General features: G+C 63.4%; 11 protein-coding genes, 2 tRNA genes and 3 pseudogenes. 6 read left to right on the forward strand and 10 right to left on the reverse strand.

Annotated elements, in window-relative coordinates:
* A pseudogene (locus BN4252_RS11060) lies at nucleotides 1-211 on the forward strand (IS1249 family transposase); the annotation flags it as partial.
* Between the two features lie 93 nt (nucleotides 212-304).
* Here the strand turns inward: BN4252_RS11060 and BN4252_RS04710 are convergent.
* Nucleotides 305-380, reverse strand: a tRNA-Val gene (locus tag BN4252_RS04710).
* Nucleotides 381-459: 79 nt separating this feature from the next.
* Nucleotides 460-918 carry a DUF3052 domain-containing protein gene (locus tag BN4252_RS04715; RefSeq protein WP_078056772.1) on the reverse strand — a complete coding sequence of 153 codons (459 nt, stop codon included), beginning with the start codon at nucleotides 916-918 and terminating at the stop codon, nucleotides 460-462.
* A gap of 190 nt (nucleotides 919-1,108) precedes the next feature.
* Between BN4252_RS04715 and aceE the strand changes: the two genes are divergently transcribed.
* Nucleotides 1,109-3,895, forward strand: a complete 2,787-nt coding sequence (aceE, locus tag BN4252_RS04720) for a pyruvate dehydrogenase (acetyl-transferring), homodimeric type (protein ID WP_066526768.1) — start codon at nucleotides 1,109-1,111, stop codon at nucleotides 3,893-3,895.
* A gap of 123 nt (nucleotides 3,896-4,018) precedes the next feature.
* On the opposite strand, the pseudogene BN4252_RS04725 reads toward aceE, so the two are convergent.
* Nucleotides 4,019-4,858 (reverse strand): annotated as a pseudogene (locus tag BN4252_RS04725) (alpha/beta fold hydrolase); the annotation flags it as partial.
* A 24-nt stretch (nucleotides 4,859-4,882) separates the two neighbouring features.
* Here BN4252_RS04725 and BN4252_RS04730 point away from each other — a divergent pair.
* The 3 genes from BN4252_RS04730 to BN4252_RS04740 all read left to right on the forward strand — a co-directional run bounded on the left by BN4252_RS04730 (nucleotide 4,883) and on the right by BN4252_RS04740 (nucleotide 7,884).
* A complete protein-coding gene (locus BN4252_RS04730; protein WP_187370923.1) occupies nucleotides 4,883-5,161 on the forward strand; it encodes an acyl carrier protein in 279 nt (92 codons plus the stop codon).
* Nucleotides 5,158-5,964 (forward strand): HAD-IIA family hydrolase, encoded by an 807-nt coding sequence (locus tag BN4252_RS04735; protein WP_066526745.1) that lies wholly within the window; start codon nucleotides 5,158-5,160, stop codon nucleotides 5,962-5,964. Before BN4252_RS04730 ends, BN4252_RS04735 begins: the two co-directional genes overlap by 4 nt.
* A gap of 114 nt (nucleotides 5,965-6,078) precedes the next feature.
* Nucleotides 6,079-7,884, forward strand: coding sequence for an AIPR family protein (locus BN4252_RS04740; protein ID WP_078056769.1), 1,806 nt, complete (start codon nucleotides 6,079-6,081; stop codon nucleotides 7,882-7,884).
* Nucleotides 7,885-8,007: 123 nt separating this feature from the next.
* Here BN4252_RS04740 and BN4252_RS04745 read toward each other — a convergent pair whose 3' ends face one another.
* From BN4252_RS04745 to BN4252_RS04770, 6 genes and pseudogenes are all read right to left on the reverse strand, one after another.
* On the reverse strand, nucleotides 8,008-9,399 hold the full coding sequence (locus BN4252_RS04745) for an NAD-dependent succinate-semialdehyde dehydrogenase (RefSeq protein WP_066526771.1): 1,392 nt from the start codon (nucleotides 9,397-9,399) through the stop codon (nucleotides 8,008-8,010).
* The gene (locus BN4252_RS04750; RefSeq protein WP_066526748.1) at nucleotides 9,392-9,733 is read right to left on the reverse strand and encodes a hypothetical protein; all 342 of its coding nucleotides are present in this window, start codon (nucleotides 9,731-9,733) and stop codon (nucleotides 9,392-9,394) included. Before BN4252_RS04750 ends, BN4252_RS04745 begins: the two co-directional genes overlap by 8 nt.
* A 236-nt stretch (nucleotides 9,734-9,969) precedes the next feature.
* Complete coding sequence (locus tag BN4252_RS04755) at nucleotides 9,970-10,824, reverse strand: trimeric intracellular cation channel family protein (protein ID WP_066526753.1); 855 nt, start codon at nucleotides 10,822-10,824, stop codon at nucleotides 9,970-9,972.
* 31 nt (nucleotides 10,825-10,855) lie between these two features.
* A pseudogene (locus BN4252_RS04760) lies at nucleotides 10,856-11,619 on the reverse strand (serine hydrolase domain-containing protein).
* A 22-nt stretch (nucleotides 11,620-11,641) separates the two neighbouring features.
* The gene (locus BN4252_RS04765; RefSeq protein ID WP_066526758.1) at nucleotides 11,642-11,866 is read right to left on the reverse strand and encodes a hypothetical protein; all 225 of its coding nucleotides are present in this window, start codon (nucleotides 11,864-11,866) and stop codon (nucleotides 11,642-11,644) included.
* 19 nt (nucleotides 11,867-11,885) lie between these two features.
* On the reverse strand, nucleotides 11,886-12,497 hold the full coding sequence (locus BN4252_RS04770; protein WP_066526762.1) for a hypothetical protein: 612 nt from the start codon (nucleotides 12,495-12,497) through the stop codon (nucleotides 11,886-11,888).
* Between the two features lie 179 nt (nucleotides 12,498-12,676).
* Between BN4252_RS04770 and BN4252_RS04775 the strand changes: the two genes are divergently transcribed.
* Nucleotides 12,677-12,749 (forward strand) — tRNA-Asn (locus tag BN4252_RS04775).
* Between the two features lie 83 nt (nucleotides 12,750-12,832).
* On the opposite strand, the gene BN4252_RS04780 is transcribed toward BN4252_RS04775, so the two are convergent.
* Nucleotides 12,833-13,894: IS1249 family transposase (locus BN4252_RS04780; protein ID WP_066526765.1), on the reverse strand; the 1,062-nt coding region annotated here is incomplete at its 5' end.

The raw sequence follows: 13,894 nt of genomic DNA on the forward strand, positions 1-13,894 counted from the left end.
CTGGTGGCTGTATCTGAAAACAGAACTGCCTGACGACCCCATCAAGATCGCCAGACAGTCCAACTGGGGAAAGGATCAACTCGCCAAAGTCCAGATCCTGACCCACGACGAGAACCGCGCCGACCACGAAACAGGACGACCAGCCCTCTACGACAACGCTATCGACACCAACTACAACCACTCAACAGGCATCCAAAAAGGCCAGATCTAACCCCAGCGACACGCCGACGCCAGACACACTTTTTGACCCTTAACCCGCAAAGTGAAAAGCCCCTCCCCGCAACTGCGGAAAGGGGCTTTAACCTGGTGCGCCATGAGGGGATCGAACCCCCGACCTACTGGGTGTAAACCAGTTGCTCTTCCAGCTGAGCTAACGGCGCGGATAGGAAAACGTTAGCAGACGCGCACCGGCACCTTCAAAACTGCTGCGCCGTTCCGGTGCCCCGGCCCTTCCCCGCGCTACTTGCGGCCGTGCGGGGCGGTGAGCAGGGAGCCCTGCCAGGCGCCGAAGCGGTCCGCCTTGGTTTGGGCCAGGCCGGCCAGCTGCGCGGACTCGGAGATCTCGCCGGGGGCCACGCCGCCGGGCGAGCCGGCACCCGGGGTCATGAGCCAGATGCGGCCGCCTTCCTCGAGGTTGCGGATCGCGTCCACCAGCGAGTCCACCAAGTCCCCGTCTTCGTCCCGGTGCCACAGCAGGATGGTGCCGCAGATCTCGTCCGAGTCTTCGTCTAAAAGCGGAGCCCCAATGGCGTCTTCGATCGCTTCCGAAACGGCGGTGTCCGCATCATCGTCCCAGCCGATTTCCTGCACAACGTCGCCTTCCGCGACGCCGAAGCGGGCTGCGTACGTATCTCCACCAGAGCCAGCCAAGGTGGGGGTCCTCCTTCGAGTTTGGGGTATGGGGCCTGTGATTTTCATCATTCTACTTGCGATACACGCATGATGCTGGGGGTCAAGGTATGACGATTCGGCGGCCTTGCGCCGGCAGTCGTTGAAAGGTCGTAGAATTGTGGAGAACCCTATTGACTACGCAGAAGCTGGCACGCCGCCGGCCCACGCGCCAAATTCGGAGGAGTTTTCTGTGGCTGACACTGAAAAGCACCCTGACCTGGAAAATACCGACGCATACGGCAACCAGCCGAGCACCAACATCCCGCTGATCCGCGACGGTGTCGCGTCTTACCTCCACGACTCGGACCCGGAGGAGACCCAAGAGTGGATGGACTCGCTCGACGGCCTGCTCGATGACTCGAACCCGGAGCGCGCCCGCTACCTCATGCTGCGCCTCCTCGAGCGGGCCAACGCGAAGCGCGTGGACCTGCCGGCCCTGTCCTCAACCGACTTCGTTAACACCATCCCCACCAAGCTCGAGCCGGAGTTCCCGGGCGATGAGCAGATTGAGAAGCGTTACCGCCGCTGGATCCGGTGGAACGCGGCCGTGATGGTGCACCGCGCGCAGCGCCCGGGTATCAAGGTGGGTGGGCACATCTCCACCTACGCGTCCGCCGCCGCCCTCTACGAGGTTGGCTTCAACCACTTCTTCCACGGCAAGGACGCCGAGCAGCGCGGCGACCAGGTCTTCTTCCAGGGCCACGCCTCCCCGGGCATGTACGCCCGCGCCTTCATGGAGGGCCGCCTGAGCGAGGACGACCTGGATGGCTTCCGCCAGGAGGTCTCCCGCGAGCAGGGCGGCCTGCCCTCCTACCCGCACCCGCACGGCATGCCGGAGTTCTGGGAGTTCCCCACCGTGTCCATGGGCCTCGGCCCGATGAACGCGATCTACCAGGCGCGCTTCAACAAGTACCTGCAGGACCGCGGCATCAAGGACACCGACAAGCAGCACGTGTGGGCGTTCCTCGGCGACGGCGAGATGGACGAGCCCGAATCCCGCGGCCTGATCCAGATGGCCTCCCTGTACGGCCTGGACAACCTCACGTTTGTGATCAACTGCAACCTGCAGCGTCTGGACGGACCGGTGCGCGGCAACGGCCAGATCATTCAGGAGCTGGAGAGCTTCTTCGTCGGCGCTGGCTGGAACGTGATCAAGGTGGTCTGGGGCCGCGAGTGGGACGAGCTCCTGGAGAAGGACGAGGACGGCGCGCTGGTGCACATCATGAACACCACGCCGGACGGTGACTACCAGACGTTCAAGGCCAATGACGGTGCGTACGTGCGCGAGCACTTCTTCGGCCGCGACCCGCGCACCGCAAAGCTGGTCGAGGACATGTCCGACGAGGAGCTGTGGGCACTGCGCCGCGGCGGCCACGATTACCGCAAGGTCTACGCCGCGTACAAGAAGGCGTTGGAGACCAAGGGCAAGCCGACCGTCATCCTCGCCCACACGGTGAAGGGCTACGGCCTCGGCCACAACTTCGAGGGCCGCAACGCGACCCACCAGATGAAGAAGCTGACGCTGGATGACCTGAAGCTCTTCCGCGACAAGCAGCAGATCCCCATCTCCGACGAGGAGCTGGAAAAGGACCCGTACCTGCCGCCGTACTACCACCCGGGCGAGGACGCCGAGGAGATCAAGTACCTCAAGGAGCGCCGCAAGGAGCTCGGCGGTGCCCTGCCGGAGCGCCGCCTCGATTACACGCCGCTCGAGCTGCCGGACTTTGAGAAGACCTTCAAGCCGCTGTTCAAGGACTCCGGCAAGGCCGAGGTTGCCACCACCATGGCGCTGGTGCGCACCTTCAAGGCGCTCATGCGCGACGAGGAGATTGGCAAGCGCGTCGTGCCGATCATCCCGGACGAGGCCCGCACCTTCGGCCTTGATTCCTGGTTCCCCACGCTGAAGATCTACAACCCGAACGGCCAGAACTACGTGCCGGTGGACCACGACCTGCAGCTGTCTTACCGCGAGGCGAAGGACGGCCAGATCCTCCACGAGGGCATCAACGAGGCCGGCTCCTCCGCGTCCTTCATCGCGGCGGCCACCTCCTACGCCACCCACGGCGAGCCGATGATCCCGATGTACATCTTCTACTCGATGTTCGGCTTCCAGCGCACCGGCGACAACTTCTGGGCTGCGGGCGACCAGATGGGCCGTGGCTTCATCGTCGGCGCCACCGCCGGCCGCACCACCCTGTTCGGCGAGGGCCTGCAGCACATGGACGGCCACTCTCCGGTGTTGGCCTCCACCAACCCGGCCGTGATTCCGTACGACCCGGCGTTCGCCTACGAGATGCCCTACCTCATTTCCAAGGGCATCGACCGCATGTACGGCCCGGACGGCGGCGAGAACGTCATGTACTACCTCACCGTGTACAACCAGCCCACGCACCAGCCGGCCCGCCCGGAGAACCTGGACGTGGAGGGACTGCACCGCGGCATCTACCTCTACGACAAGGGCCAGGACCTGGAGCACAAGGTCTCGCTGCTGGCCTCCGGCGTTGGCATGCAGGCCGCGCTGCAGGCGCAGGAGATCTTGGCCGAGAAGTACAACGTGGGCGCCGCGATCTACTCCGTCACCTCCTGGACCGAGTGCGCCCGCGACGGCGCCGCGCTGGCCAAGGAGCAGCTGCTCAACCCGGGTGAGGACCTGGGCGAGCCGTTCGTGACCAAGCAGCTCAAGCAGACCGAGGGCCCGTACATCGCCACCTCGGACTTCGCCACCGACCTGCAGGAGCAGATCCGCGCGTACGTGCCGGGCCAGTACATCGTGCTCGGCGCCGACGGGTTCGGCTTCTCCGACACCCGCGAGTCCGCCCGCCGTTACTTCAACATTGACGGCGAGTCCATGGCCGTGGCCGCCCTTATGGGCCTGGCCAAGGAGGGCAAGATCGACCGCTCCGTCGCCGCGCAGGCCGCCAAAGACCTGAAGATCGACGACCCGACCGCCGCCGCTCCGGATCAGGACGGCGAGAAGCAGGGCCCCGAGAACGCCACCGAGTAACACCGGCTCGGGTGAAACGAAGCCCCGGGTGCCGTCCCTTGCGGACTGGCACTCGGGGCTTTCCCGTGCCGGCGACCCCCGCCCCAAACCCACATGCCGCCGCTCGATCGCGGCGGTCACCGCACCGGGTGCGTCGAGCGGCGGCATGTGGCCGGACTCGGGCAGCACCTGCACCCACGCCCGCGGCCAGATGTCCCACAGCCGCCGGGACTGGGACACGGGTGTCACGCGGTCCCGGTCTCCCACAAGGATGTAGCCGGGGATGCCGGCCAGCACGTCGGCTGCGCCCAGCTCGGAGTGCTCGAGCAGATCTTGGAAGAAGCCCTCGTAGGTGGGCAGTGCCGTCTGCTTAATCATGTCCGCGTGGAAGAGGATGACGGACCACGGGACCGGGCGGAAGTAGAACCCCACCGCCAGCACCGGCGCGATCGTGTCTGTGATGGCGCGGCGCATCCCTTCAGCGAAGCGCGGCAGGTTGTCCACCACCCACTCCAGCTGCTTCCCCAGCGGCCCGGCCAGTATGCGCGGCATACCGCGCATTGCAAACGGCTCCACGGCGGAGGAGATCTGCACGCTGCCAGCCCACGCGAACTCCCCCGCATGCCTGCGCATCAGCGAGAGCGACACCGGCCCGCCGAGGGAGTGCCCAACCACCACCACCGGCCCGCGGACGCCGCGTGCGCGGAGGACGGCCGCGATGTCGTCGGCGGCGGCGTCGATAGCTAGAAGCTCCGGCGCGCACCGTTCGGAACGGCCGTGGCCGCGCAGGTCCACCAGCAGCTGCCGCACCCCCTCGCCCCGCAGCGCATCCATCTGCATCACAAACTCGGCGGAGGAAATGTTGAAGCCGTGCACGTACAGCACGGTCGGCGCGGACGGATCCTGCGCCCCCGCCTCGTACCAGTGCACCCGCACACCGTCGCGGTACACGTCCCCCTCGCGGTCGGTGCTGAATTGGATCATGCGCAGAAGCTTATTATGGGTGCCATGGAACTCTCCCAACGATTGGATTTCGGCTCGTTCGAGGCGGCCGCGCAGGATCCGGAGGACACGTTCGACGAGCTCGCATCGCTTGTCGACGATCACTTTGACATCACCCCCTCCCCCGAGACGCCGCTGGCCGATGCCGGCTTGACTTCCCTGGACCGGATCGAGCTGGCGATCCGCATCGAGGAGCGATTCGGCGTGCGGGTGGACGAGTCCGTGTACGAGGCCTGCGCTACCGCGGGCGACTTGGCAAGCTACATCGAGGAGCGGGCGCAATGACCATTTCGTACCTGACGGACATGGACGGTGTCCTTCACCGCGAGGGCGAGCCGATCGCGGGCGCCAGCGAGTTCATCTCCACGCTGCGCGAGGAGGGGATCGAGTTCATGGTGCTGACGAACAACTCGATCCAGACGCCGCGGGACCTCTCGGCGAAGCTCGTGCGGATGGGGCTCGAGATCGAGCCGGAGCGGATCTGGACTTCCGCCACCGCCACGGCGAAGTTCCTCTCGCAGCAGGCGGGCGAGGCTTCGGCCTACGTCATCGGCGAAGCCGGGCTGACCACTGCGCTGCACGAGATCGGCTGGATCCTCACCGACACGGACCCGGATTTTGTGGTGCTTGGGGAAACCCGCACCTACTCACTCGAGGCGGTGACCACCGCCTGCAACCTCATTCTGGGCGGCGCGCGGTTCATTGCCACCAACCCGGATCTCACGGGGCCCGGGCCCAACGGGGTCATCCCCGCAACCGGTGCGGTGGCGGCCATGATTACGTCCGTGACCGGAAAAGAGCCGTACTACGTGGGGAAGCCGAATCCGGTGATGATGCGCTCGGCGCTGAACAATATTGGAGCGCACTCGGAGCACACAGTGATGATCGGCGACCGCATGGACACCGACGTCAAGGCCGGCCTCGAGGCGGGGTTGCGCACCATCCTGGTGCGCACTGGGATTTCCGACGACGCGGAGATTTCCCGCTACCCCTTCCGCCCCACCGCCACGGTCGATTCGGTGGCCAATCTTGTGGAGCACAGTCGCGACCCGTTCGGCGACGGGTTCTACGAGCAGGGTGAGGTGTAGGCGTCGTTAAGCTGCGAGCGGTATAGATAGGGAAGGAGAACCTCGTAAAAAACCGGGAAGGGATTACGACGAACACCCTCCCGTTGTGCGCCGTCTACAGGTAGTCTAAAAGCCATGTCAAGATGGGATTACGATTACCTAAAGAAAGAATTTGAAGAGTTTCGAACAGATTATCCGGGGCTTAAGCGCTCGGAGCAGTATGAACTTTTCACCGCTTCGATCATCTTGAAAAACTTCGACTACGAACCAGAGGCGCTAGAAAACGGTAGAACTGGTATCGGCACAGACGGCGGGGTGGACTGGATCTACTTCGCAGTGAATGATCAGGTCGCGGATGACTTGAGTGAGTTCGATGCCGAGAAGATTAAATTACTAAACTCCGGTTTCGATTTCGAAGTATTGATTGGGCAAGCGAAAGAGACAGATGGTTTTAAGGGAGGAGCCGGGGAGAGCTTGAACTCAACACTTGGATATCTTTTTGATGACGAAGAGAACCAAAAGAATCCACTCCACGGCCAGTTTTCGGATGAGTTAGTAACTAAAATCGAGACGTTCAAGGAATTCTATTTTCGAGCAAGGAGTAAGCGTCCGGTTCTAAAATTCAGCATTTACTACTGCACTGATTCTCTTAAAGATCCGCATTCGAATGTAAAAGGATCGTTCTCGATCGCAGAGGGCACCATCAAGAGGATATTTTCTAACGCGCTCGTGGATCCCACCCATTTCTGTGGCGTTGATTACATGATGCAGCGCTGGGACTTTACGCCATCATACGACACGGATTTGCGGTACATGGAGGAAGCCGACCTCAGCACCGGTAAGGTGGCACTGGTAACCTTAGCGGATTACTATGATTTTCTCTGTAACGATTCAGGCGAAATTAATGAACACTTCTTCGCTTCGAACGTACGGGATTACGAAGGTGCAGTCCAAGTCAACAACCAGATCGCGGAAACACTTGAGGACAACGAACCCAAGACCGACTTCTGGTGGTTGAACAACGGGATTACCATCTTGGTTTCCGCCCCGCCTGTCAGTCAGACTAAAACATATACCCTGAAAAACGTTCAGGTCGTAAATGGCCTTCAAACCTCATATTCGATTTATAACTATTTTAAATCTAATCCGCATAAGCTTAAAACCGATGAACGGGCAGTTATGATCCGCGTCATTTCGAGCGACGATGAAACTGAAAAGCTTAAGGTTATTAAAGCCACAAACAGTCAAACCATGGTTCCAAAAGCCTCGTTGCGGGCGACAGACCCAGTTCATCTCGACATCGAAAAAGCGTTGAAACTGGATAATCTGTACTACGAACGCCGAAAAAATTTCTACAAGAATCAAAAGATTAAGCCCCGCGACATAGTGTCGATTACTTCACTCAGCCAGAGTGCACTATCCGCGTTTTTGCAACGCCCTGACACGGCACGAGCCCGTCCATCTTCATTCCTCGATAACGACGATCAATACAGGGAGATCTTCGAGGATCGTTCTATGGAGGAGTTTCGATGGAGCGCTCGCGCCGACAAATTAGTTCGCACTGCACTCGACAGCAGCTCAGATTTCTCTCGCACCGAGAAAGCCAACCTGAAGTTTTACATTTTGATGATACTAAGGATTCTGGGCCACTACGATGCTACGGGCGACACCAAATGGAGGACGCCTGGCTGCCGTAATGACTGGAACGCAACCACCGGACAGATCCAGGCAGCCGGACAGTGGGTTAAGCAAATCGCTACTCAGTTATTAGAAAGGGGAGATTATGCGAACCTAGACGTACTTTGCAAAGGGCCAGATCTGCTCACAGCACTAGAGATGTCATGGGCTGATCAATCCGCAAAAGAACTGCGGGAAGAATTTACTAACCTCGGCAAACAAGCCCAGCAGGAGCAGCTGAAAGCGAAACTCGGAACAGAGTAAATCCTGCCGTGACTTGAGGGCTAATAGGTCTCGCATCAAAAATGAACCACCTGCGTCAAAAATGACGCAGGTGGTTCAAGTTTGAAGCCTTCGCGCGGGGGCGCGCCCCAGCGCCACTTCCGCTTACACCTGGGAGTCGGACCCGGCGACGTAGAAGCGCTGCTTGTTCACGAACTCGTCCATGCCCAGCGGGCCGAGCTCGCGGCCGATGCCGGAGTTCTTCACGCCGCCGAACGGCAGCTCCGCGCCGCGGGCCTGCGGGATATTGACGTGGATCATGCCGGTGACAACCTTGTCGGCCACCCGCTTCGCGCGCTCGGTGTCCTCGGACATCACCGCACCGCCGAGGCCGTAGTTAGAGTCGTTGGCCACCTCGATGGCCTCCTCCTCGGAGCTGACCTTGTACACCTCGGCCACGGGGCCGAAGTACTCCTCGTAGTAGGAGTCGGAGCCGACCGGGATGCCGGTGATCACGGCCGGGGTGAAGTAGGCGCCCTCGCCCTCGACCTGGCCCCCGGTGTGCAGGGTCGCGCCGGCGTCGACGGCGATCTTCAGCTGCTGGGCCAGCTTCTCGGCCGCGTCGCGCGACGACAGCGGGTAGTACTCGTTCTCGCCCGGGTTCAGCGGGTCACCCTGGGTGTAGGACTCGGCGATGGCCACGAGCTCAGCCACGAATTCGTCGTAGATGTCCTCCATGACAATCATGCGTTTGTTGGAGGTGCAGGCCTGGCCCACGTTGCTGATGCGCTTGTTCCACGCGGTGCGCGCCGCCTCCTTCGGGTCCGCAGCGTCGAGCACCACGTAGGCGTCGGTGCCGCCGAGCTCGAGCACGCACTTCTTCAGAGCCTGCCCCGCCTGCGCGGCGATGGCGCGGCCTGCGCGCTCCGAACCGGTGAGGGACACGCCCTGGACGCGCTTGTCGGAGATCACGGACTCCATCTGGCCGTGGCTGGCGTACACGTTGGTGTATGCACCCTTGGGCAGCCCGGCCTCCTCCACGATCTCCTGGAACACCTGGGAGGAGCGGGGGCAGATCTCGGCGTGCTTGACCACAACCACGTTGCCGGCCATCAGGGCCGGCGCCGCGAAACGGGCCACCTGGTAGTAGGGGAAGTTCCACGGCATGATGCCGGCGATCACACCGAGCGGGCGCTTGCGCATGATGGCGGTGCCGCCCTGCTCCGTCGGGATCTCCTCGTCGGCGCCGAACTCCTCGCCGTGGTCTGCGTAGTAGTTGAAGATCTGCACCACGTCATCGACCTCGCCGTCGCCCTCCTTGATGGACTTGCCCATCTCCTCGGCGATGATCTTCACCAGCTCGTCGCGGCGGGAGTCGAACAGCTGCGCAGCCTTGTGCAGGTGGGTTGCGCGCTCCGCGTAGGTCAGCTCTCGCCACTGGCCGAAGGCCTCGTGCGCGGTGGCGAGCACGTTCTCGAGCTCGTCGTCGGTAATGAAGTCGAAGGACTGAACAATCTCGTTCGTTTTCGGGTTCTGTACGCGGTAAATATCAGACATGAGCGCCATAGTAGGCGCGCCGCGTGAGGCTCGCTACGAATCTTCCCCGCGTAAAGGACGCGAGCGCGCGCTCGAACTCGGCCACCTCGGCCTCGCTGGCCACGATCCGCTCGCGGCACGAGTACGTGCCGTCCACCCCGCGGTGCCAGCGGGTGAACCACACCTCGCCCTCGGCGCCTTCCGGGAGCAGGAGCAGCAGCTTTTCGACGCTCCCCCGGTACGCCCTGTCCATCCCCTCCACCTCAAACCACCAGGCGTGGCGGCGGGCGGGTTCCGCGGCGCCGGGCGTGGCGCGCGTGCGGGCGTGCGCGGGTGCGAGCAGAGAGGTTGTCATTGTGTGGGGACCTTCCGAGTACTTCGACGTACTTCGACGTTCGGTTGCATGGCGCACCAGCTGACTCCCGCCCCGGTGACTAGGCGGGGCGGACAGGTGCGAGACGAGAGGTTCGTCTTCCCCAACGGCCTCTTGAGGTCTCGTGTACCTCGCGGCCGATCATGCGCCACACTGGCCACCAGGACAACCCTCAACCGCCGGTTGATCCCCCTAATTATTCGACCTCAACTGGAAGGTTAGGGCGCCGTCTCGGTGCGCTCACGGATCTCGCTGACCAAGAACGTGCGCAGGGCGTTGATCAGCTGCTCGTCGGAGGCGCCCTCGAGCGCCTCGATCACGCGGTCCGGCGACGGCGTCTGTTCGTTGGAGGAGTCGGTATTGGCGGCGGTATCGTCGGCGTCCCCGGGGGCGTCGCCAAGCAATAGCGCGCGGGCGAGCTTCTCCTCCAGCGGGCGCTCCCCCTTCCGGCCCTTGAACAGCGGGAGGTGGTTCGCTCCGAAGTAGAGGGCGATGGACAGCACCGGGGCAGCAATGGCCGACGCGAGCATGCCCTGCCACACCCAGCCGAAGTGGTTGAACACCAGCATCATCACGCTGGCGAGCACCGCCGGGAACACGTACATCTTCTGCTCGGTGAACAGGCTGGGCACGCGGCGCAGCACAATGTCGCGCGCCATCGTTCCGCCCACGGCGGTGAGAATCGACAGGAGGATGCACGGCACCCAGCTCAGCTCCGCCTCCAACCCGCGCAGCGTGCCGCCCACCGCCCACACACCCACGGTGACGACGTCCGCGTAGAAGCGGAACTTTTCCCACAACTCCCCCTCCAGCCGCACGAAGTACGCCACCAGCGCGCCGCATGTGGCGGTAATGAGGTAACCGGGGTTGGTCAGCGCGGCGGCGGGGCCGGAGTTGAGGATCGCGTCGCGCGTCAGGCCGCCCGCGAGCGAGGAAATCAGCGCCACGAAGGCGAAGCCGACGATGTCGAAGTTCATCCGCTTCGCCACCGTGCCACCGACCGTGGCCGCGAGCGCCACACCCGTGTACTCGAGGATGAAGTAGAGGTTGCCCACATTCTCCGAGACGTCCATGCGCCGGATACTAGTGGCCCGGAGCCGGGGCCTACGCGCCGAGCGCCTCCCAAATAGCGGTGTTGGTCTCCTGCCACAGCGGCTTCGCCCAGTCCCCGAACTCGCGGTCCGTCAGCGCCACCATCGCGCACCCGTCCGCCACCCACAGGTAGGTGCCGGCCATGCCGAAGTGGCCCACGGTGTCCTCCGGCATGCCGTCGCCGGTCCAGTGCGGCCGCTTGGCCCCCTTGATCTCGAAGCCCAGCCCCCACGGGCACGGCTTCTGCATGCCGTAGCCCGGTACCACGCCGCGTAGGTCCCCGAACTGGTTCGTGCGCGCCTCCCGCAGCGTCTGCTCAGCCAGCAGCGCGGGGCGGAGGAGTTCCGTGGCGAAGGAGAGCATATTGCTTAACGACGCCCGCCCTCCCGCAGGTAGTCGGCGAAGGCGATGCCCGTGGTGGCCTCCACATGGTCGGCGAGGATCTCGTACCCCGCAGAGGAGTAAATGCGGCGCTCCCCCACCGGTTTCTGCGGCTCGCGGGTATCGAACCCGACCCCGGACGAGTGCGCGAGCAGGTGGCGCACGGTTGATCCCTCGGGCCCGAGCGCGTCATCGAGCCCGAACGCGCCCTCCTCCACCGCGAGCAGCACGGCGTAGGCGGTGAGCAGCTTGGTCACGCTGGCCAGTTCGTAGGTGCGGTCCGGGTCGCCGTACGTGTCCACCATTTCAACCCGCCCGTCCCCGCCGAGGCGGATGAGGGCGGCGGAGGCGTTGTCCACGGGCCAGTTGGCGACGTGCGGGGCAATCAGGCTCATGCGCCCCAGCCTATCGCGCAGCCTATCGCGCGTGCGGGGGCCGGGCTCCCGCCCCGCCCCGGCGCAGCGACCGCCAGCGGCGCACAAGCAGCCAGGTCGCCAGCACCAGCAACCCGGCCAGGATCCCCGGCCAAACTGCCGGGTTAGGGCTGAAGACGTTGATCACCGCCTGCGCGAGCGCGAGGAAGGCGAAAAAGCCGACGAAGCCGATGGCTGTTTGCCACAGCAGGTCCCTGCGTTGATCCACCGGTGACGCTCCCGCGGGCCTAGCGGCAGACCACGAGGCTGTTCAGGAACGCCTGCGGGGCGCCCTGCTGGCGCAGCGCCGCGCCGTCGTAGCACTTGACCCCCGTGCGGGTCTGCCCCGCCGGCTGGATGCGGGACCAGCCGCCGTTGTGGTGGCGGAACGATTCGCTCCAATCCGTCTGGTTGGCGCCCGCCGTGGCCCACTGGCCATCGCAGTAGGTCACCGTGGTGCCGGTGAAGTTCGGCCAGCCCGGAACCAGCGCGTCGAAGGTGGCTGGCGAGCACGCGCCTCGCTGGGCGGGTGCCGGAGCCGGCTGGCCCGGCACGTGCACGCCAAAGCGCTTGGCCACCGCCTGCGCATCTATCCCGGGAAGCTGCGGCAGCGCAGGCAGCTGGATGAGTCCGCGTTGCACCGCCACGCCCGCCCCGGCCCCGGCCAGCGCCAGCACCCCGAGAACCACGCCCGCGACCCCCGCCGGGCTCAGCGAGCTGCCCCCGGTTGACGGCGAGGCAGAGCTTGCATCGGCGCTGGACTCCGCGCCGGCATCCGCGGCGAACGCTGGGGAGGGAGCCACGACCGGGGTTGCGGCCACAGCTGCGGCGGTGACAAGGGCGAGCACTGGCTTCTTCATGCCAGACACTGTAGCCCGCAGAAGTGCCGGCGCATAGGTTCCACGGCTAGGTTCCTTAGCCAGGTTCCTTGGCGAGCACCGATGCGCGAAAGCGCGATTCACCAGCAGATTTTGCAGATTCCGCTCAACCCACTAATCTTTAGATCCGTTGCACAGAGCGACAGTGCAACAGGAAATATTCCTCCATAGCTCAGTTGGCAGAGCATTCGACTGTTAATCGAAGGGTCACTGGTTCGAGCCCAGTTGGAGGAGCAAGATGAAACCGCCGCCGGATCCCGGCGGCGGTTTCGGGTTAAGGGTCAAAAAGTGTGTCTGGCGTCGGCGTGTCGCTGGGGTTAGATCTGGCCTTTTTGGATGCCTGTTGAGTGGTTGTAGTTGGTGTCGATAGCGTTGTCGTAGAGGGCTGGTCGTCCTGTTTCGTGGTCGGCGCGGTTCTCGTCGTGGGTCAGGATCTGGACTTTGGCGAGTTGATCCTTTCCCCAGTTGGACTGTCTGGCGATCTTGATGGGGTCGTCAGGCAGTTCTGTTTTCAGATACAGCCACCAGTCGAGCATGCGGCGTTGGTGCTCGTTGGTGCGCCCGCGGTGGGCGTGGGCAAGTGCTTTGACTTGGGCGTTGATCCCGCCTTCAAGACTGTTGGTTGTGGCTTTGACTCGGGCGGGATCGAGTACGCCTTCGGGTGGGTCGAGGTAGACAAACAGCAGGTTGTTTCGCCACAGGTGATTGAGGCTGTTGTAGGCCTTGCGCACGTTTGCGTGGGTCCAGGTGGTGACCCACATTCCGGTTGCGGGGTCTTTGCTTCTGGTTTTCTCGTTCATCCATTTTTGGTAGATGGTGGAGAATTCATGCAGCTGCCCACCCCAGGTGGCGGCCTGGTCCAATGTGGTGATCTGGGTGAGGTTGAGCGCCAGCCGGTAGATCGTTTGTCCTGCGTCGGTGCGCGGGCGCGAGGTGGTGTGGCGGCGCACAACGCGTTGAGCGTGAACTAAGCAACGCTGCACTTTGGTAGTTGGCCAACACGTTTTGATCGCGCTTGCTGCGCCTTGCCCACCGTCGAGCACAACGATCAAGGGGGCGGGGATACGTGAGAGCAGGTGTTGGTAGTCGCGACTGGTTTCCCGGTAGCACCAGTGCCAGGCAATGACGTGGTCGCTAGTTGCGGCGACGATAAGGCACCCGCCTGCGGTGTAGGTGCCGTCAATGAAGATCTGGTCGTAGACGCGCCCGGTGTGACTGATGGTGGGATCAGGCACGTCAACGAGCCAACACCAGGTGAAACGCCGTTTCAGTGTGGAGCGGCTCACGCCGAGTCGTTTCGCGGTGACCGAGAGGGTCTCCGTGGTGGTGCAGTGCGTGATGAATTGGGCGAACGTGGCGGCGTTGGTGACGTCGGGGCG

Origin of the sequence: Corynebacterium bouchesdurhonense (assembly GCF_900078305.2) — a bacterium.
GTDB classification, from domain to species: domain Bacteria; phylum Actinomycetota; class Actinomycetes; order Mycobacteriales; family Mycobacteriaceae; genus Corynebacterium; species Corynebacterium bouchesdurhonense.

What these genes read in the sequence shown, in the direction of transcription:
- BN4252_RS04715 (WP_078056772.1), bottom strand. Translation starts at nt 918, where the DNA reads ATGAAAATCACAGGCCCCATACCCCAAACTCGAAGGAGGACCCCCACC.
- BN4252_RS04730 (WP_187370923.1), top strand. Translation starts at nt 4,883, where the DNA reads ATGGAACTCTCCCAACGATTGGATTTCGGCTCGTTCGAGGCGGCCGCG.
- BN4252_RS04735 (WP_066526745.1), top strand. Translation starts at nt 5,158, where the DNA reads ATGACCATTTCGTACCTGACGGACATGGACGGTGTCCTTCACCGCGAG.
- BN4252_RS04740 (WP_078056769.1), top strand. Translation starts at nt 6,079, where the DNA reads ATGTCAAGATGGGATTACGATTACCTAAAGAAAGAATTTGAAGAGTTT.
- BN4252_RS04745 (WP_066526771.1), bottom strand. Translation starts at nt 9,399, where the DNA reads ATGTCTGATATTTACCGCGTACAGAACCCGAAAACGAACGAGATTGTT.
- BN4252_RS04750 (WP_066526748.1), bottom strand. Translation starts at nt 9,733, where the DNA reads ATGACAACCTCTCTGCTCGCACCCGCGCACGCCCGCACGCGCGCCACG.
- BN4252_RS04755 (WP_066526753.1), bottom strand. Translation starts at nt 10,824, where the DNA reads ATGGACGTCTCGGAGAATGTGGGCAACCTCTACTTCATCCTCGAGTAC.
- BN4252_RS04770 (WP_066526762.1), bottom strand. Translation starts at nt 12,497, where the DNA reads ATGAAGAAGCCAGTGCTCGCCCTTGTCACCGCCGCAGCTGTGGCCGCA.